This is a genomic window from Cardiobacterium hominis, from assembly GCF_900637305.1.
In the GTDB taxonomy this organism is placed as follows: Bacteria; Pseudomonadota; Gammaproteobacteria; order Cardiobacteriales; family Cardiobacteriaceae; genus Cardiobacterium; species Cardiobacterium hominis.
The window spans coordinates 881,123-898,899 of the sequence record NZ_LR134365.1; the positions used below are offsets into that span (position 1 = coordinate 881,123).

The 17,777-nt window shown below is 59.7% G+C and carries 23 protein-coding genes and 1 pseudogene; 12 read left to right on the forward strand and 12 right to left on the reverse strand.

Annotated elements, in window-relative coordinates:
- The first annotated feature begins 348 nt into the window (after positions 1-348).
- From glgA to EL199_RS04225, 6 genes and pseudogenes are all read left to right on the forward strand, one after another.
- Positions 349-1,779, forward strand: a complete 1,431-nt coding sequence (gene glgA / locus EL199_RS04195) for a glycogen synthase GlgA (RefSeq protein WP_004139041.1) — start codon at positions 349-351, stop codon at positions 1,777-1,779.
- A 272-nt stretch (positions 1,780-2,051) separates the two neighbouring features.
- A complete protein-coding gene (locus EL199_RS04205; protein WP_004139042.1) occupies positions 2,052-2,438 on the forward strand; it encodes a VOC family protein in 387 nt (128 codons plus the stop codon).
- Between the two features lie 31 nt (positions 2,439-2,469).
- On the forward strand, positions 2,470-2,814 hold the full coding sequence (locus tag EL199_RS04210; RefSeq protein ID WP_269471352.1) for a PTS sugar transporter subunit IIB: 345 nt from the start codon (positions 2,470-2,472) through the stop codon (positions 2,812-2,814).
- A gap of 140 nt (positions 2,815-2,954) precedes the next feature.
- Positions 2,955-3,116 (forward strand): annotated as a pseudogene (locus EL199_RS13620) (IS1/IS1595 family N-terminal zinc-binding domain-containing protein); the annotation flags it as partial.
- An 8-nt stretch (positions 3,117-3,124) separates the two neighbouring features.
- On the forward strand, positions 3,125-3,640 hold the full coding sequence (locus EL199_RS13250; protein WP_232008340.1) for an IS256 family transposase, variant Zn-binding type: 516 nt from the start codon (positions 3,125-3,127) through the stop codon (positions 3,638-3,640).
- Between the two features lie 375 nt (positions 3,641-4,015).
- Positions 4,016-5,362 carry a cation:proton antiporter gene (locus tag EL199_RS04225; RefSeq protein ID WP_004139046.1) on the forward strand — a complete coding sequence of 449 codons (1,347 nt, stop codon included), beginning with the start codon at positions 4,016-4,018 and terminating at the stop codon, positions 5,360-5,362.
- 85 nt (positions 5,363-5,447) lie between these two features.
- On the opposite strand, the gene EL199_RS04230 is transcribed toward EL199_RS04225, so the two are convergent.
- The 9 genes from EL199_RS04230 to EL199_RS04270 all read right to left on the reverse strand — a co-directional run bounded on the left by EL199_RS04230 (position 5,448) and on the right by EL199_RS04270 (position 11,736).
- Entirely contained in the window at positions 5,448-6,587 is a 1,140-nt protein-coding gene (locus tag EL199_RS04230) for a thioredoxin domain-containing protein (RefSeq protein WP_004139047.1), read from the reverse strand.
- A gap of 4 nt (positions 6,588-6,591) precedes the next feature.
- Positions 6,592-7,227, reverse strand: coding sequence for a carbonic anhydrase (locus EL199_RS04235; RefSeq protein ID WP_004139049.1), 636 nt, complete (start codon positions 7,225-7,227; stop codon positions 6,592-6,594).
- Complete coding sequence (purD, locus tag EL199_RS04240; RefSeq protein ID WP_004139050.1) at positions 7,224-8,477, reverse strand: phosphoribosylamine--glycine ligase; 1,254 nt, start codon at positions 8,475-8,477, stop codon at positions 7,224-7,226. The genes EL199_RS04235 and purD overlap by 4 nt, the downstream gene beginning before the upstream one ends.
- A gap of 164 nt (positions 8,478-8,641) precedes the next feature.
- A complete protein-coding gene (gene purN / locus EL199_RS04245; RefSeq protein WP_004139053.1) occupies positions 8,642-9,211 on the reverse strand; it encodes a phosphoribosylglycinamide formyltransferase in 570 nt (189 codons plus the stop codon).
- The gene (locus tag EL199_RS04250) at positions 9,211-9,852 is read right to left on the reverse strand and encodes a YcxB family protein (RefSeq protein ID WP_040354381.1); all 642 of its coding nucleotides are present in this window, start codon (positions 9,850-9,852) and stop codon (positions 9,211-9,213) included. Before EL199_RS04250 ends, purN begins: the two co-directional genes overlap by 1 nt.
- Entirely contained in the window at positions 9,842-10,411 is a 570-nt protein-coding gene (locus EL199_RS04255) for a YcxB family protein (RefSeq protein WP_081447782.1), read from the reverse strand. Before EL199_RS04255 ends, EL199_RS04250 begins: the two co-directional genes overlap by 11 nt.
- 73 nt (positions 10,412-10,484) lie before the next feature.
- The gene (locus tag EL199_RS04260) at positions 10,485-10,763 is read right to left on the reverse strand and encodes an RnfH family protein (protein ID WP_004139063.1); all 279 of its coding nucleotides are present in this window, start codon (positions 10,761-10,763) and stop codon (positions 10,485-10,487) included.
- A gap of 2 nt (positions 10,764-10,765) precedes the next feature.
- Positions 10,766-11,302: a hypothetical protein gene (locus EL199_RS04265; protein WP_004139065.1), complete on the reverse strand. Its 537-nt coding sequence runs from the start codon at positions 11,300-11,302 to the stop codon at positions 10,766-10,768.
- 2 nt (positions 11,303-11,304) lie between these two features.
- The gene (locus EL199_RS04270) at positions 11,305-11,736 is read right to left on the reverse strand and encodes a type II toxin-antitoxin system RatA family toxin (protein WP_040354385.1); all 432 of its coding nucleotides are present in this window, start codon (positions 11,734-11,736) and stop codon (positions 11,305-11,307) included.
- 39 nt (positions 11,737-11,775) lie between these two features.
- Between EL199_RS04270 and smpB the strand changes: the two genes are divergently transcribed.
- From smpB to EL199_RS04300, 6 genes are all read left to right on the forward strand, one after another.
- Positions 11,776-12,246, forward strand: coding sequence for an SsrA-binding protein SmpB (smpB, locus tag EL199_RS04275; protein WP_004139069.1), 471 nt, complete (start codon positions 11,776-11,778; stop codon positions 12,244-12,246).
- Between the two features lie 10 nt (positions 12,247-12,256).
- Positions 12,257-12,958 (forward strand): MBL fold metallo-hydrolase, encoded by a 702-nt coding sequence (locus EL199_RS04280; RefSeq protein WP_004139071.1) that lies wholly within the window; start codon positions 12,257-12,259, stop codon positions 12,956-12,958.
- Complete coding sequence (locus EL199_RS04285) at positions 12,951-13,376, forward strand: GNAT family N-acetyltransferase (protein WP_004139073.1); 426 nt, start codon at positions 12,951-12,953, stop codon at positions 13,374-13,376. The genes EL199_RS04280 and EL199_RS04285 overlap by 8 nt, the downstream gene beginning before the upstream one ends.
- Before the next feature lie 158 nt (positions 13,377-13,534).
- Positions 13,535-14,560 (forward strand): methionine ABC transporter ATP-binding protein, encoded by a 1,026-nt coding sequence (locus EL199_RS04290; protein WP_004139075.1) that lies wholly within the window; start codon positions 13,535-13,537, stop codon positions 14,558-14,560.
- 88 nt (positions 14,561-14,648) lie between these two features.
- Complete coding sequence (locus tag EL199_RS04295; protein ID WP_050768053.1) at positions 14,649-15,278, forward strand: methionine ABC transporter permease MetI; 630 nt, start codon at positions 14,649-14,651, stop codon at positions 15,276-15,278.
- Between the two features lie 104 nt (positions 15,279-15,382).
- Positions 15,383-16,159 (forward strand): MetQ/NlpA family ABC transporter substrate-binding protein, encoded by a 777-nt coding sequence (locus tag EL199_RS04300; protein WP_004139080.1) that lies wholly within the window; start codon positions 15,383-15,385, stop codon positions 16,157-16,159.
- Between the two features lie 83 nt (positions 16,160-16,242).
- Here EL199_RS04300 and EL199_RS04305 read toward each other — a convergent pair whose 3' ends face one another.
- From EL199_RS04305 to minD, 3 genes are read right to left on the reverse strand one after another with little or no spacing between them, the layout of a single operon-like run.
- On the reverse strand, positions 16,243-16,638 hold the full coding sequence (locus EL199_RS04305) for an RNA-binding S4 domain-containing protein (RefSeq protein ID WP_004139081.1): 396 nt from the start codon (positions 16,636-16,638) through the stop codon (positions 16,243-16,245).
- Complete coding sequence (gene minE / locus EL199_RS04310) at positions 16,635-16,934, reverse strand: cell division topological specificity factor MinE (RefSeq protein WP_004139082.1); 300 nt, start codon at positions 16,932-16,934, stop codon at positions 16,635-16,637. The genes EL199_RS04305 and minE overlap by 4 nt, the downstream gene beginning before the upstream one ends.
- A 3-nt stretch (positions 16,935-16,937) precedes the next feature.
- The gene (gene minD, locus EL199_RS04315) at positions 16,938-17,750 is read right to left on the reverse strand and encodes a septum site-determining protein MinD (protein ID WP_040354390.1); all 813 of its coding nucleotides are present in this window, start codon (positions 17,748-17,750) and stop codon (positions 16,938-16,940) included.
- Positions 17,751-17,777: the final 27 nt, after the last annotated feature.

Consider the following 17,777-nt stretch of genomic DNA (forward strand, 5'->3'; position numbering starts at 1 on the left):
AGCGTCCGCAGCGGGGGAGGGCAGGGGAGGGGGTAGCGATCCTTGAATCAAAAACTGCACGCTACTCTCCTTCCTCCAAACAGCCAACCCACCACCCATTTACATACACCTGAGCGCTTGATGTGTATGTAAACGGATGTAGGGTGGGTCTTGACCCACCATGACATCAAGGATTAACGGTGGGGCGAGCCCCACCCTACAGATTTACATATACCCTGAGCGCTCAAGCGTATGTAAAAAACCACCAAACCATCCCGCCATCCCTGGCATCACAACAGACGGACTTCTCTATCCCCAACAGAGAACGGGACGAGAACAGACAAACACCCAACCAAAGAGAACACCACCATGAAAATCCTGCACATCTGCTCCGAACTCTACCCGCTCGTCAAAACCGGCGGCCTCGCCGACGTCCTCGGCGCCTTGCCGTTTGCCCAACAACAAAGCGGCATGGACGTGCGCGTCGTCCTGCCCATGTACCCCAGCGTTGCCGAACGCGTCGGCGAAACCGGCCACGTCGCCTGGTTCCATACCTTCGCCGGCGACATCGAAATCCGCTACGCCGACTACCACGGCATCGGCCTCTACCTCATCGAAGCGCCGCACCTCTACCGCCGCGACGGCAACCCCTACCACGACCAGCACTACGCCGACTACGGCGACAACTACCTGCGCTTCGGCCTGCTCGGCTGGGTCGGCGCCTCGCTGGCCGCGGGCGCGGACAGCTGGTGGAAACCCGACCTCGTCCACGGCCACGACTGGCAAAGCGGGCTGGCATTCGCCTACCTGCACGCCTGGGACATCCCGGCCAAAACCGTCTTCACCATCCACAACATCGCCTATGCAGGCATCTTCAGCGGCCACCACCTCGCCGAACTCGGCCTGCCCGCCTACATGTACGGCACCTACGGCCTCGAATTCTACGGCCAAATGTCCTACCTCAAAGCCGGCCTCTACTACGCCGACCACATCACCACCGTCAGCCCGACCTACGCGCGCGAAATCACCCTGCCCGAACACGCCTACGGCTTCCACGGCCTCCTGGGCGAACGCGCGGCACAAGGACGGTTGAGCGGCATCCTAAACGGCGTTGATGACAACACCTGGAACCCGGCGACCGACCCCAACATCGCCAAACCCTACCAGGCAAACCACATGCAGGGCAAACGAGTAAACAAACACACCCTGCAACAAACCTACAACCTGCCGACCGACGACAGCGTGCCGCTGCTCGTTATGATTACCCGCCTCACCGAACAAAAAGGTGCCGACCTCCTCTTGGGCGCGGCGGAAACCCTGCTGTCGCGCCCGCTACAACTGGCCGTCCTCGGCACCGGCTCGCCCGACCTCGAAGCCGCCTTCCGCGACCTGGCGGCGCGCCACCCGGACAAAGTCGGGGTGCGCATCACCTACAACGAAGCGCTCTCGCACCAAATGATAGCCGGCGGCGACGTCATCCTCGTGCCGAGCCGCTTCGAACCCTGCGGTCTGACCCAACTCTACGGCCTCAAATACGGCACCCTGCCGCTGGTACGCGCCACCGGCGGTCTTGCCGACACCGTCACCGACACCAACCCTGAAACCGTAGAAAACGGCAGTGCCACCGGCTTCGTCTTCCATCAGGCGACCTCTGACGCACTCATCCAGAGCATCGGCCGTATGCTGGAAAACTGGCACAACGCCAAACAATGGGCAGGCATTCGGCATAACGCCATGCAGGCCGATTTCGGTTGGCACCGCGCCGCAGAAGCCTACAACGCGCTCTACCAAAATCTCTGACCCCTAACACAGGGCTTGCCGCCAAGCGAGATAAATACGGGGCTCGTGCCAGGCGAGATAAACACAGGGCTCGTGCCAGGCGAGATAAACGCTGGGTCCGCCAAGCGGGATAAACGCTGGGTCCGCCAAGCGGGATAAATACTGGACTCGCGCCAAGCGGCGTAAATACTGGGCTCGCCAAGCGACGTAAACACTGGGCTCGCCAAGCGGGCTGCTGGAAGAGTATTTTTGCCGTACTACGAAGAACACCCACGACAACATAGGAGAATCCCATGAAAATCGACCATATCGCCCTCTACACCGATGACCTGGAACGTGCCCGCGCTTTCTATGAGCGCTATTTCGCGGCCACGGCCAATGACCGCTATCACAACATGAAAACCGGCCTGCAAACCTATTTCCTGCACTTCCCCGATAGCGATACGCGTCTCGAACTGATGACCCGCCCCCAGCTCACCGACAGCAGCGAGCGTGTCCTGCGTACGGGCTTTATCCATCTCGCCTTCAGTGTCGGCAGCCGGGAAGCTGTGGATTGCCTGACGGAGACCCTGGTGGCCGCCGGCTATCCCTGCCTGAGCGGGCCACGCACCACCGGCGACGGCTACTATGAAAGCGTCGTCACCGATCCGGACGGCAATCTGCTGGAAATCACCGTGTGAAAAACCGCGCAACCCTGTGGAATCTTTCGTTATGATATTCAGCAAACCACGCGTAACCCTCACGCGTGGCGCTTTTTCATTCACAGAAAACAGGAGACACCACTATAAAAATTCTTGCGTATGCGCCCACGGTCTTGGCAGCAGCTTCCTGATGGAGATGAACATCAAGAAGGCGCTTGTCAAACTCGGTATCGAAGCAGAAGTCGGCCATTCCGACCTCTCCATCACCGCCAGCGGTGACGCCGACCTCTTCGTGATGGGGGCGGACATCGTTGACAGCTCAAGCATTGACCGCAGCAAGATTATCGTCATCAACAACCTGGTCAGCGCCGATGAATTCGAGCAAAAACTGGCCGTGTATTTTCATCATGATTAGGGGCGCGCCATGAAAGCCATCCTTGATTTCATCGTCGATATCGGCGTATAGGACAAAAAAGGAGCCAAGAATCGCTGTAAGCCTTATGCTGCAAGGCTTTAAGCGGGGTCAAAGGCTTTGAACACAAAAAATGCTTTTTCTGCGGCTCAAAGCAGATCAAAAAAGATGGCTGGCAAAATGGCAAGCAACGATATAAATGCAAGGCTTGCGGCAAACGTTTTGACGGCGGCAAGCGCCTTCAAAACGACGAACTTTGGGCAGCCTATAGCGCGGGCAAACAAACGGCTGCGCAGCTCGCCACCCAGTACGGATGCAGCAGCAAGACCATCTACCGCTATCTGCACAAGGCGCACACTACCCGCTGCCCGAAAAAGCCAACATCATCATGGATACCACATACTTCGGGCGCAGTTTCGGCGTGCTGGTGCTGATGGACAGCATCAGCCAGCAGGCGCTGTCCGTCGATGAAGTCAAATACGAAACCAACGCCCTGTATGCCGCGGCGCTGAACGAGCTTCGGGAAAAAGACGTTGAGATACAAAGTATTGTCTGCGACGGGCGAAAGGGATTACTACAGATGTTTCCCGAGATTCCCGCGCAACTGTGCCAGTTTCACCAGGTCAAAACCGTCAGCCGTTATCTGACACGTAACCCGAAAACGGCGGCAGGCAAGGCGCTGTGGCGACTGACGCTCACCCTGAAGGACAGCGGCAAGACAGCGTTTCAAGGCGCGCTGCAGGCATGGTTTTGCAGCATGAGGGCTTCCTCAACGAACGAACGGCCAACGAGGAAAGCGGCAGTTCGCACTACACGCACAAGACGCTGAGAAGCGCGTATTTGAGCCTGAAACGGAACTTGGACTACCTGTTTACCTTTGAAGCGTATCCCGTTTTGGGCATGTGCAACACCACCAATTTGCTGGATGGGCGCTTTGCCGACTTACAGCGCAAATTGGGGTGTCATCACGGGATGAAAAGAGAGAATAAAGTCAAGTTTATAAAGGATTATTTCGCCATGTCTGACGATGGATAGCTCCTTTTTTGTCCTATACGCCGAAGATTGCTATACACGCGGAGTGCCATATGGCGCGCGTCATCATCGCGATAGCCTCTTGTTCTCCCTTGACCTGAATAAAACCCGTACCAATGCCGTCGTGATTATAATGCCCGCCTATTTTCGCCCGCCTCAAGGAGGAACCCGCATGAATCCCTTTAGCATGGTCGCCATCGTGCTGACCATTACCGCCATTTTCGCCGTCATCAACGACCGCATCATCAAGCTGCACCGCACCATCGGCGTGATGCTGATTGCGCTCGTCATGTCGCTGTGCATCATCGCCGCCAAGCAGCTGGGCTTTATCCAGGATGATGTGATGACCGAGCTTATCGGCCGCTTCAATTTCGGCGAAACGCTGATTCAGGGCATGCTCGGCGCGCTGCTTTTTGGCGATGCCATCAACCTGCGCTATGAGGACATGCGGCCGCGCCTCGTGGTCATCAGCGTGCTGGCGGTGGTTGGCGTCATCATCTCCACCTTCATCGTCGGCTATCTCGTCTATTTCGCCGCAAGCGCGCTGCACATTCACCTGCCGCTGGTGTGGTGTCTCACGTTTGGCGCGGTCGTCTCGCCCACCGACCCGATTGCGGTGATTGCCATCCTGCGCTCCATCGGTGTTTCCAAAGGTCTGGACATGGACGTCTGCGGCGAGTCGCTGTTTAACGACGGCATCGGCCTCGTCGCCTTCACCTTCTTTTTCTCGCTGGCGATGAGCGGGGAGACGATGGGCGCGCTGGAAGTCTCGACCTTCTTCGCCCGCACCGTCTTCGGCGGCATCCTCCTCGGCGCCGCCTACGGCTATCTGGTCTGCAAACTCATCGGCCTCGTTGATGATGAGCACATCGAAATCATGCTGTCGCTGGCGCTCGTCTTTGGCTGCTTCCAGCTCGCCGAACATTTCGGCGTCTCGCCCGCCATTGCCATCGTCGTCGTCGGCCTCGTCTTTGCCAACATGAGCGAAAAGGTGATGACCCCCGCCGGCCGCGTTTCCATGTACACCTTCTGGGGGGTGATTGGCGAGGTGCTGAACACCATGCTGTTCGTCCTCGTCGGCATCCTCATCCTGATTCTGCCGGTGAGCGGCTCGCAAACCGCGCTCGCCATCGCCGCCATCATCATCGGCCTCTTTGGCCGATGGGTGAGCGTGTTGCTGCCGGTCAGCGTGCTGAAAAAGTGGTACTACTTCTCGCCGCGTTCGGTGCGCATCCTCACCTGGGGCGGGCTGCGCGGTGGCCTGTCCATCGCCATGGCACTGTCGCTGCCGGAAAGCGTGCCTTACCGCGGCATCATCCTGCTGATGACTTATGCCATCGTCGTCTTCTCCATCCTCGTGCAGGGCATGACTATCGGCAAAGTCGCCGGCCACCGCACCACCCGCGGCAATGAATACAACGACCCGCGTCTGGATGAGTCGCGCGAGGAAAAAACGCTGCCGAGCGTCATTGAGCGCTTCTTGAGCCGCGCCAGCCGCGATACGGCGAACAAGAAATGAGCCGACGGAAAGCGCAAAAAATCCCCGCATCAGTGGGGATTTTTATTTGGCGTGTGGACTGGCGATAGCGCGATGCGCCTCGCCCTTACTGCGGGCGCAGCACTTGCACCGCAGGCGGTTTGTTGTCGCCGCCGGGTGCGGCTGGGGTTTCTGTCGCGGGTGCGGCAGGCGCTTCGCTTGCAGGCGGTTGCGGGGGCTGACTGGCATCCAGCGGCGCGGTTTTTTCGCTGTCGCTGACATCCACCGCGCTGTCGGTCGGCGCGGGGTCGCTGTCGTTTGTGTCGCTGGCGGGCGTGGCGTTGTCCGGTGCGGCGGCAGGGGTGTCGTCGCTTTTGCTTTCTGTTTTGTCGCCGTCGGTTTTGGCGGCTTGATGCATGGTGATCCAGCGGTCCAGTTCGTCGCTGTCGGCGGCCAGGACGCGGGTTTCTTCGCCGTCCGGGAAGAACAGCACCGGCAGTTCGGCACGGTCGGCGCTGCTGCCGGTTTCTTCGCGGATGCGGCGCAGTTTGTCGGCGGCTGCCGTGGCGCAGGCCTCGTCCGGTTTGTCTTCGCTGGCAAGGCCGTAGAGGAGGTAGTCGCGCAGGGCTTCGTTCGGGTTATGGTGGCAGGTGATGGCGATGGCGCGCTGGGTGCTGCTGTCGTCGTGGGTGTAGAGGTAGCGGTAGAGGGTGACGTCGCTGATGCTGCCGATTTGTTCTTCGAGGGTTTTGCACATGCTGCAATCGGGCGCGGTCATGAGCCACAGGCGGCGGTTGCCGTCGCCTTTGATTTCTTTCAGGGCGAGTTCGGTGGCAGGTGCGGCAAATTGGCCGTCGCCTGCTTTTTTACCGGGTTTGGCAGGCGGGTCGTCGGCGCTTTTTGCGGTGGGTGCGGGGTCGGCGGTGTTGGCGAGGCCTTTGGCGGCGGCAAGCGCGTCGCGGCGTTCGCGGCTGATGTTGAGCGCATCCGGCACGGCGATGATGTCCGCCTGGAAGATGTAGCCGCCGTCTTTGCTGACGTAGAGGATTTCGTTGTTGCCTCCTTTGAAGCTGATTTCGTAGATGTCGCTGGAGAAGGGGACGGTGGCGATGGCGTCGATGTATTCGACCATCGCGGCGGTGTTGCGCCCGTTTTTCAGCGCGGCGAGCAGCGCTTCTTGTACGTCTTCCGGTGGCGGCGCGGGCTGGAAGTCGGCGGCGGTGGCGAAATGGCTGGCGAGGAGGATGAGTAGGGTGAGTTTTTTCATGGGTTTAGTGCTTGAAGCGGTAGATTTCTTCCAGGGATTCGTTGCTGTCCACCGAGCAGTTGAGGTCGCGCAGGCGGCCGTCATGCACGCTGTAGATGAGGCCATGCACAAAGAGCTGCTGTCCGCGCGCCCAGGCGCGTTGCACTTCGTTGGACTTGCAGACGTTTTTCACTTGTTCGATGACGTTTAATTCGCACAGGCGGTCAATCTTGCCCTGTTCGTCAGCAAGGGCGAAGTTGGCGCGGTTGCCGTTGTAGATGTCCTTGATGCTGCTCAGCCAGTTGTTGAGCATGCCGTAGTCTTTCATCGAGAGCGCCGCCTTGACCGCGCCGCAGTCGTAATGGCCGCCGACGATGATGTCGCTGACTTGCAGCTCGTCCACCGCGTACTGGATGACGCTGTGGCAGTTGATGTCCATTGCGTGCACGATGTTGCCGACGTTCCTGTGCACGAAGACTTCGCCCGGCAGCAGCCCCATCACCTGGTTTGCCGGAATGCGGCTGTCCGAGCAGCCAATCCAGAGGTAGGCGGGGTTTTGCTGCGCCGCCAGTTCGTCGAAGATGCCGGGGTTGTCACGCCCGAATTTTTCCGCCCAGCGCGCGTTGGCGGCGAGCAGTGATGCGATGTGCTGTTTTTTCATAGGCCGATGTCGCGGCGGTAGGTGATGCCGTCAAACTGCACCTGCGCGATGGCATCGTAGGCTTTCTGCCGCGCCGCTTCCGCGGTGGGCGCGACGCCGACGCAGTTCAGCACGCGGCCGCCGCTGGTCAGCATTTCGCCGCAGTCCTGCCTGGCGCCAGCGATGAAGATCTGCGCGTAGAAGCGCGCGCGTTCGAGGTTGGCAATCGGCAGACCCGTGCGAAATTCGCCCGGATAACCGGCAGAGGCGGCGACGACGCAGCAGGCGTGCGCGTCTTGCCAGCGGAAGACGCTATCATCCAGGCGGCGCTCAAGCGCGGCCTGCACCGCATCGAGCAGTTCGTTCTCAAGCAGCGGCAGCACCGCCTGCGTTTCCGGGTCGCCGAAGCGCATGTTGTATTCCAAGAGATAGACGCCGCGCGCGTTCACCATCAGCCCGAAGAAAATCACGCCGGCAAAATCCATGCCTTCGGCGATGATGCCCTTGAGCGTCGGCTCCAGAATGTCGCGGCGGAAGGCGGCCATTTCGGCATCGCCAAAGCGCGGATGCGGCGCGATGACGCCCATGCCGCCGGTATTCTCGCCGGTGTTGCCCTCGCCGATGGTCTTGTGGTCGCGCGCGCTGACGAGCGGCACGATGTGGCGGCTGTCGCAGAAAGACAGCAGCGAGCATTCATAGCCTTCGAGAAATTCCTCAATGACGACTTCATTGCCCGCATCGCCAAAGCGGCGCGTCTCCATCATCGCGCGCACCGCCGCTTCCGCCTCGGCGCGGTTCTGACAAATCACCACGCCCTTGCCCGCGGCAAGTCCGCTCGCCTTGACCACCGTCGGATAAGCGCAGTCCTGCACATAGGCGAGCGCGGCATCGAGTTCGCGAAAACTGGCGTAGGCGGCGGTTTTCACGCCATATTTCTGCATAAAATCCTTGGCGAAACGCTTGCTGCCTTCCAGCTGCGCCGCCTGACGGTTTGGGCCGAAAATGGCGAGCCCTGCCGCCTGGAAAACATCAACAATCCCCTCGACCAACAGCGCCTCTGCGCCGACAAAAGTCAGGCCGACGTTCTCTTTCTGCGCAAACGCCAGCAAATCGGCAACGCGCGTCAGCGGAATATTGCGCACCCGCTGCATCGCCGCCGTACCCGCATTGCCGGGGGCGACAAAAATCTGCCCGACGCGGGCATCTTGGGCGAATTTCCAGGCGAGTGCGTGCTCACGCCCGCCTGCGCCAATAATCAAAATATTCAGCATGTTATCCTCTTTTTGTATTGTTAAACGTGCATTGCGTACATTTCGCTTGTCGGGAACGGCAAGCCCGAACAATCGCAGCTCTGCCCCCTCCCCCTGTGGGGGAGGGGTGGGGTGTTAGAAGGATTGTCGTGCGGCCCGTTCCTTAAAGGATACGAAGCGCCGCATTATAACGAATCGCCATCCAGCAAACGCGCCACCGTCGTCACCAGCAAACGATGCTCCTCCGGCGCAATCCGCGCCTGCAAGGTCTGCGGCGTGTCATCCGCCAGCACCGGCACCTGCGCCTGGGCAATCACCGCGCCGCTGTCAATCCCCGTATCGACCCAATGCACCGAGCAGCCGCTCTCGCGCTCGCCCGCAGCCAGCACCGCCTGATGCACGCGCAGGCCGTACATCCCCGCGCCGCCAAACTTCGGCAACAGCGACGGATGCAAATTCACCATTCTGTGCGGAAAACGCGCCACCAGCGCTGGCGGAATAATGCTCAAAAAACCGGCAAGCACCACCAAATCACAATCCGGTACCGCCGCATCAAGCGCCGCGGCAAAGTCCGCCGTCTTGCGATTGAGCAACACAAACGGCACGCCCGCCGCCTCGGCATGCTGCCTGCCCGCGCAGTCGCGGTCGGCAATCACCGCTTTTACCTGCGCGCGAATCTCGCCGCGCGCGACCGCATCGAGCAGCGCTTTCAAATTGCTGCCGCTGCCGGAAATCAACACCACCAAAGATTTCATCAAGACTGCTCCTTGAATTGCAAAGCCTGCTGGAAAAAAGCCGCCGCCGCCGCATGATCCGCAAAGCGGTCAAGCGGAATAAAATAAGCGGCATTGCGGTTTACATAAAACAACAAAAACTCCTTGTCCAAAATCACGCGCGACACCGCCGGCCAAAAATAAAACAAGCGTGTGCGCCCCGCTTCCTCCATAAGCAAACCCTCGGCAGAAACAGACAATACAAATTGTCGCCCATCCAGCGGATCGAATAGCGCCCGCAGCGTCAGAGAATAATTCCAGCGCAAATAAAAAATCACCAGCAACAAAAGTCCTGTCAGCCAATAATTCAAATGCTGTAGCCTGCCAGCCATCGCATCCGTATTGCCAAGCCAGATATCTCGCCCCCATTCCGGCAGCGTTTCGTCCGTTTGCCCGCTTTCCTGAAACAGCTCATAGCCGTCCCACAAAAAGTCGGTCACGCGGCGCACGTTTTCACTGAAGCCATAAAACAGTGCGGCAAAAATCACGACAAATAATAAAGTCGCCAACCAATAACGCCGCTTCAAATCCGGCGCACGATAGCGCCACATCCGCCGCCCTGCACGGCGCTGTTCGCGCGACGACAGCGAAAAAGAAACCTGCAAAGTATCACTATTGTGCATACGCGCTCCGATAAACCATTAACTGCTGCCAAAATTCCGCTGCATGCCCATCATTGGCAAATGCCCGCAAAGGAATGGGAAACGCTGCCGCCTGATCAATAAAAACCAGAATGAAACTTTCCGTACGTTCGGCCCGCTCCACCGCTGGCCAAAAATAGAGATTGCGCGCGCGCCCCGCTTCTTCGCTGACAAACCCTTCCTCATGGAGGGAATAAACAAATTGCCGCTGCGCCAAAGGCCGTATCGCCGCCTGCTTGCGCAGGGCAATTTCATAAACAAAGACAGCGGTAAAAACTAAGGCGCTGGCCATTACCGCGCCGATAGCCCAGTAAATATCGCCCATGCCTTCGCCATAGTATTCCAGTTGTGCGCTCAGCTGGCGCAGCCGTGAAAATAAAATCCAGAAACAGCACACATGAAACGCCCAACCCGCCACATTCAAAATACGCAAACGCCGCCGGATAAACGGCGGCAGATAACGCAGCATTAAACGCGATACCGCCCGCTGCTCGGCGGGCGTTAACGTTACCGGAACGGAAAGGGGTTCGTGGGAAGTCATGCGGTTTATCAAGAGGTGTTGTATTCAAGTCGTCGGGGCGGTTTTCGCTACCCGCCGCGACGGCCACTATGTCCTACCGCTGCCGTGCGCGCTGGCGGCGCATTTCTTTCGGGTCGGCGATGAGTGGGCGGTAGATTTCAACGCGGTCGCCGTCGCGCAGCACGTAATCGAGCGGGCGCGGCAGGCTGAAGACGCCGAAAGTCGCCTTCTGCAAATCAAGATGCGGGAAGAAACGCACCATGCCGGAGCGCTCTACCGCTTGTTTGAGCGTCGCGCCTTCGTTCATGGTGAGGGTGATGATTTTTTGCCGTTCCGGTTCGGCGTAGGCGATTTCAACGCGGATGGTTGCCATCGTCAGCCCCGCCGCGCCTTGTAATAGCGCCACAGCCAGCGCAGGCTGAGCAGCAGAATGCCGGCGAGGGTCAGGAAGCCGGTTAGCGTTTTCAGTGTGGCGAAAATGCTGCCCGCGCCCGCCATTGCCGGGGAAATGTCCGGGTATTGGCGCAGCATGGTGAAGGTCGCCGCGTTTTCCAGCCAGTCGCAGACGGCGCTGCAAACGGGCAAGGCGTACAGCAGGGCGAACCAGCGCTGCGGGCGGAAGTTCTTGCGCAGGAGGACGGCGAGCAGGTTGGCGTAGGTCAGGGCAAAAAGCAGCGGGTAGAAGCTGTCGAGAATGAGTTGGGGAGCGCGGTAGTAATCGCGCCCCGCCTCACCCAAGGCGGCAAAGAGGCGCGCCGGGTAGTCCGGCGCATAGCCGAAGGGCAGCGCGTCCAACGGCGGTAGTCCGCCAGCAAATGCCATCAGCGCCGGGAGCGTGCGGCTTGCCATCCAGAAATAGAGGGCGTTAGTCAAAATAAAAAGCGCCGCAAGCGGCAGCGGTTTCTTCAGCATGCTCACGCCCCGTAAACCTGTTCCGCGCGGCGGGCAAAGGCATCGACCATCGTATTGCTCATGTGGCTCATCAGCCCGCCGAGGATGGGCGCGAGCAAGAGCGGCACTTCAAAATCCATGCTGTAGCGCACTTCGCAGCCGCCGTCGTCGGTTGCCACAAATTCCCAGCGGCCGCGCAGGTGGCGGAACGGCCCTTCGACCAGGGCAATGTCCATCCAGTGCGGATAATCGAAGCGGTTGCGGGTGGTGAAGGATTTGTGAAAAGCGCCTTTTTGTGCGGTGATGGTGCCGACCAGTTCGTGTTCGTTTCTGCTGACCAGTTTGCCGTTAGCACACCACGGCAAAAATTGCGGATATTGCTCGACGTCGGCGACCAAATCAAACATCTGCGACGGCGTCCAGGGCAATTTTTTCGACTTGCGGATTTGTGGCACAATAGGCGTCCTTTCAGGAATTTGGCGGCATTTTACTCCATGAGCAAGAAAAGCAAAGAACAGGACAACAACATCATTACCAACCGCAAAGCCTTCCATGATTACTTCCTGGAAGAACATTTCGAGGCAGGCATCGCGCTCGAAGGTTGGGAGGTGAAGGCGCTACGTGCCGGCCGCATCCAAATCAAGGAAAGCCACATCCTCGTCAAAAGCGGCGAGGTTTTTCTTTTTGGCGCTTACATCACGCCGCTGCCGTCCGCCTCGACGCACGTCATCGCCGACCCCTCGCGCACGCGCAAACTGCTGCTGCACCGCAATGAAATCAGCAAGTTAATCGGTGCCGCCGAGCGCGACGGCTACACCCTGGTGCCGGTGAACCTCTACTGGAAAAACGGCTACGTCAAAGTAAACCTCGCCATCGCCAAGGGCAAAAAAGCCTTCGACAAGCGCGCCAGCGAAAAAGACCGCGACTGGGCGCGGCAAAAAGAACGCCTGATGAAAATCCACTAGGAACAAGACGATGGCCCATGAAGTCCTCACCCTCATCGCCGAAGACCACGACAACTTCATCCACATCCTCGCCGACCGCCACACGGGCGAGGCGATGGTCGTCGATCCCGCCTGGGACGCCGAAGGCATCCGCGAAGTGCTTGCCGAAGAAGGGCTGATGCTCACCGGCATCCTCATCACCCACAGCCACCACGACCATGTGAACGCGGTGCGCGAACTCTACGGCGAGCGCATCACGCTCTTTATCAGCGAAGCCGAGCAGCCGCACTGGCCGGATTGCCCCGAAGACGCAGTACTCGTTAATGATGGCGACGAAATCAGCTTCGGCGGCAGCAGCATCGGCGTCATCATGACCCCCGGCCACACCCCCGGCAGTTGCTGCTACCGTCTGGGCGGCGACCTCATCTGCGGCGACACCCTCTTTATTTACGGCTGCGGCCGCGCCGACCTCAAAGGCAGCGACCCGCATGCCCTCTACCGCAGCCTGCAAAAGCTGAAGACCCTGCCTGCCGCCACCCGCCTGCACGTCGGCCACCACTACGGCATCGCCGAAACCTCCACCCTCGGCGAACAGCTTGCGGGCAACCCCTTCCTGCTGATAGACAACGAAGCCGACTTCGTCCGCTACCGCATGGAACTCGCGGCGAAAACGCGCCACGCGCCCTACGGCCCCATCAGCCGCGACGAACTGGAGCGCGTGCTGCATGGCTGACATTACCTATCGCACCATGCAGGCGGCGGACATCCCCGCCGCCTTGGCATTGTGGCGCACCATTCCCGGCCTTGCCCTGGACGCCGCCGACGAACCCGCCGCGCTTGCCGCCTTCCTTGCACGCAATCCCGGCTTGAGCGACATCGCCCTTGCCGACGGCGCCATCATCGCCACCCTGCTCTGCGGAGAAGACGGCCGCCGCGCCACCTTCTATCACCTTGCCGTCGCCGCCGACTGGCGCGGGCAGGGCATCGCCCGGCAACTGCTCGCCCGCGCGGAAGACCGTCTGCGCGCCCGTGGCATCCTGAAAATGCGCCTGCTCGTCCTCGGCGACAATGCCCTCGGCAATGCTTACTGGCCGAAACAGGGCTGGCGCCAGCAGAGCGAACTCAATTACTACAGCAAAAGCCTGATTTAACACGCGCCGTACCACCGCTTTGCCCCCCGCTGCGGGCTTCGTCTTGCGAGGGAGGGGCATTACTTGACCCATGACAAACCTTCAGTGCGTCATGAAAACCTTTCATACCGCGGCGCGCAGCGGGCGACTATAATCGCCCGTCCACACGGAAAACCCACATGATTACCCTCGAAAACCTGCAAAAAACCTACCGTCACAAAGGCCGCGAAATCTACGCGCTGCACGGCGTCTCGCTGCACGTCGCCCCCGGCGAAATCTACGGCGTCGTCGGCCAAAGCGGCGCGGGCAAATCCACCCTCATCCGCTGCGTCAACCTGCTGGAGCGCCCGGACAGCGGCCGCGTCATCGTCGCCGGACAAGAACTCACCGCGCTCGCCCCCGCCAAACTCCTCAAGGCGCGCCACAAAATCGGCATGATCTTCCAGCACTTCAACCTGCTCGCCAGCCGCACGGTGTACGACAACATCGCCCTGCCGCTGGAACTCGTCGGCGCGGACAAAAAAACCATCGCAGCCAAAGTCCGCCCGCTGCTGGCGCTGACCGGCCTCGAAGACAAGACGAGCCATTACCCAGCGCAACTCTCCGGCGGACAGAAACAGCGCGTCGCCATTGCCCGCGCCTTGGCCGCCGAACCGCAAGTGCTGCTCTCGGACGAAGCCACCTCGGCGCTTGACCCGAAAACCACCGAAGACATCCTCGCCCTCCTGCGCGACATCAACGAAAAACTCGGCCTCACCATCCTGATGATTACCCACGAAATGGAAGTGGTAAAACAGATTTGCCACAAAGTTGCGCTCATCGAAGACGGACAACTGGTCGAGACCGCCGATGTCGATACCTTCTTCACCGCGCCAAAGTCCGCGCTCGGCCAGCGTTTCGTCGCACAAACACAGCGCTTTGACCTGCCGGACAGCTACCAGCAGCGCCTGCGCGCCGACGGCATCCACCCCGTCATCAAAATCCGCTTCCTCGGCAACAAAGTCGATGAACCGCTGCTCTCCAGCATTGCCCGCCGCTTCGACGTGAACGTCAGCATCATCCAGGCGAAAATCGAGCACATCGGCCACACCACCATCGGCCTCATCATCGCCGAAATCCTCGGCGACGCCACGCGCACCGCCGACGCCGTCGCCTGGCTGCAAACCCAACCCGTCAGCACGGAAATCCTCGGCTATGTTGAATAACCTCCTCAAACTCTGGCATGCCATCAGCGGATGGTGGGACGCCTTCACCACCTGGCTGCACGCCCTCATCGGCGACACCGCTTGGCTCATGCTCGTCAGCACCTGCGAAACCCTCTACATGACGCTGACCGCAACCGCCTTTGCCACCCTGCTCGGCGTACCGCTCGGCGTCATCCTCTACGCCACCCGCCGCGGCCGCTTCCTCGCCAACCCGCTGGTGTACTACCCGCTCGGCATCGTGGTGAACATCGGCCGCTCCATCCCCTACCTCATCCTCGCGCTGTGGATCATCCCCTTCACCCGCGCCATCGTCGGCGTCTCCATCGGCAACACCGCCGCCATCGTGCCGCTGACCCTCTCCGCCGCGCCCTTTATCGCGCGCATGGTGGAAAACATGCTGAACGAAGTCCCCGCCGGACTCGTCGAAGCGGCGCAGGCGATGGGCGCCTCGCCCGTACAAATCGTGCGCAAAGTGCTCTTGCCCGAAGCGCTGCCGGGGCTCACCAACGCGCTCACCATCACCCTGATTGCGCTTATCGGCTACTCGGCGATTGCCGGCTCGCTCGGCGCGGGCGGCCTCGGTAAAGTCGCCTACGCTTACGGTTACCAGCGCTACCGCCCGGACATCATGCTCTACACCGTCTGCACCATCGTCGTCCTCGTCCAGCTCATCCAGTGGCTCGGCGACATGCTGGCAAAACGCTTTGACCATCGCTAAAAATCCCCCTCCCCCCGCCGCGGGCTTCGCCCTGCAGGGGAGGGGGATTTCCAGGCAAACCCAAACCAAGTTTTAACCCCATATACCCATAACCGGAGAGACCCATGAAAAAACTGACCCTTGCCGCCATCATTGCCGGCTTCGCCCTCGCCGCCCAGGCCGCGCCCTTCAAAGTCGGCTCGATGAGCGGACAAGAAGCCGACCTCGTCAAGGCTGCGGCTAAAGTTGCCAAAGAAAAACACAATCTCGACGTGGAAGTCGTCGAATTTGACGACTACGTCGCGCCGAACGTCGCCCTTGCCGACGGCTCCATTGACGCCAACGCCTTCCAGCACAAACCCTATCTGGACGTCATGGTCAAAGACCGCGGCCTGAAACTCGTGCCGGTCGGCAACACCTTTGTGTACCCCATCGGCGCCTACAGTAAAAAAATCAAAGATATCAAAGAACTGAAAGACGGTGCCACCATCGGACTGCCGGGCGACCCGTCCAACGAAGGCAGAAGCCTGATACTGCTCGAAAAACAGGGGCTGATTAAACTGAAAGACAGCAAAAACCTCGAATCCACTGTGATGGACATCGCCGAAAACCCGCACAACTACAAATTTAGCGAAGTCGATGCCTCGCTCGTGCCGAACACCCTGCCGGATGTGGACCTCGCCTTCATCAACTCCAACTACGCCATCAACGCCGACCTCTTGCCGAAACGCGACGCGCTCATCCTCGAAGACCCGGATTCACCGTACGTGAACATCATCGTCGTGCGCGAAGCGGACAAAGATAAAGACGAAGTGAAAAAATTCGTCGATGCCTACCACAGCAAACCGGTAGAAGAAGCTGCGGAAAACGTCTTCAAAGGCGCTGCGGTCAAAGGCTGGTAAACCCGCCCCTTGGCTTTCCGCAAAAAAAAAACCGCCCTTCGGGGCGGTTTTTTTATGTATAGCGAGAGACGAGGGCAGGGCGATTATTCGCCGCCGTGGCGGAAGGCGCGGATTTGTCTGCGGTCACGTTTGTCCGGGCGGCGTTCGGGGTATTGCACGAGTTCGCGGGCGGCGCGCTGTTGCGCTTGCAATTCGCTGCGGCGGGCGATGCTGTCAGCGGTTTCTTGGTAATAGGTTTGCGCAACGGGCGCGGCGACGCGCTTGGCTTCGCTTTTTTCAACGATGAGGTCGTAGATTTGCGCACCGTGTTTGTCGATGTGTAGGCGGTCGCCGGGTTTGAGGGTGCGCGCCGGTTTGGCGCGCTGGTCGTTGACGAGGACTTGGCCGTTTTCAATCGCGGCTTTGGCCAGCGCGCGGGTTTTGTAGAAGCGTGCCGCCCAGAGCCATTGGTCGAGGCGGACGCTGTCGTGGTCGCTCATGCGGTGTTTTCGTCACCGCTGCTGGCGGGCGCGGCCTGCGGGATTTCTTTGTTGTGCAGGTTGATGTTGAGTTCGAGCATTTCGGTCTCGCCTTCGTGCGAGATGTCCGCCTTGATATCGTCGAGGTCGATGGCGAAGTATTTTTTCACGACTTCGAGGATTTCCTGCTTCATGGTTTCGAGGAATTGCGGCTGGCTGCTTTGGTTGCGCTGGTGGGCGACGATGATTTGCAGGCGCTCTTTGGCGGTGGCGGCCGAGTTGTGGCGGCTTTTTTTGAAGAAGTCAAACAGGCTCATGGTTTAACCTCCAAAGAGTTTGGAGAATAGGCCTTTGCGCTTGGCATCGAGGAAGCGGTGCGGCAGGTCTTTGCCGAGGAAGCGCTCCACGAGGTCGGAGTAGGCTTGTCCCGCCTGGCTGTCCGGGAAGAGGATGACCGGCTCGCCCTGGTTGGAGGCGGTCAGCACGCTTTCAGATTCGGGGATGACGCCGAGCAGTTTGATGGAGAGTATTTCGATGACGTCTTCCACCGAGAGCATTTCTTGTTGCTGCACGCGCTCGGGGTTGTAGCGGGTGATGACGAGGTGCTCTTTCACTGGGTCTTCGCCCAGTTCGGCACGGTGCGATTTGCTGGCAAGGATGCCGAGGATGCGGTCGGAGTCGCGCACGGAGGAGACTTCGGGGTTGGTGGTGATGATGGCTTCGTCGGCGTAGTAGAGCGCCATCAGCGCGCCTTGTTCGATGCCGGCGGGGCTGTCGCAGATGATGTATTCGAAGTCCATCGCCTTGAGGTCGTCGATGACTTTGCCGACGCCTTCTTTGGTCAGCGCGTCTTTGTCGCGGGTTTGCGAGGCGGGCAGGATGTAGAGGTTTTCGACGCGCTTGTCTTTGATGAGCGCCTGTTTCAGGCTGGCTTCACCGTTGATAACGTTCACAAAATCGTAAACGACACGGCGCTCGACACCCATGATGAGGTCGAGGTTGCGCAGGCCGACGTCAAAGTCTATCACGCAGGTTTTGAGCCCTTTCAGGGCGAGGCCGCAGGCGATGCTGGCGCTGGTCGTGGTTTTCCCTACTCCGCCTTTGCCTGAGGTTACAACGATAACTTTACTCATGTTTTTTCTCTTGGGTTGTGTGACGGC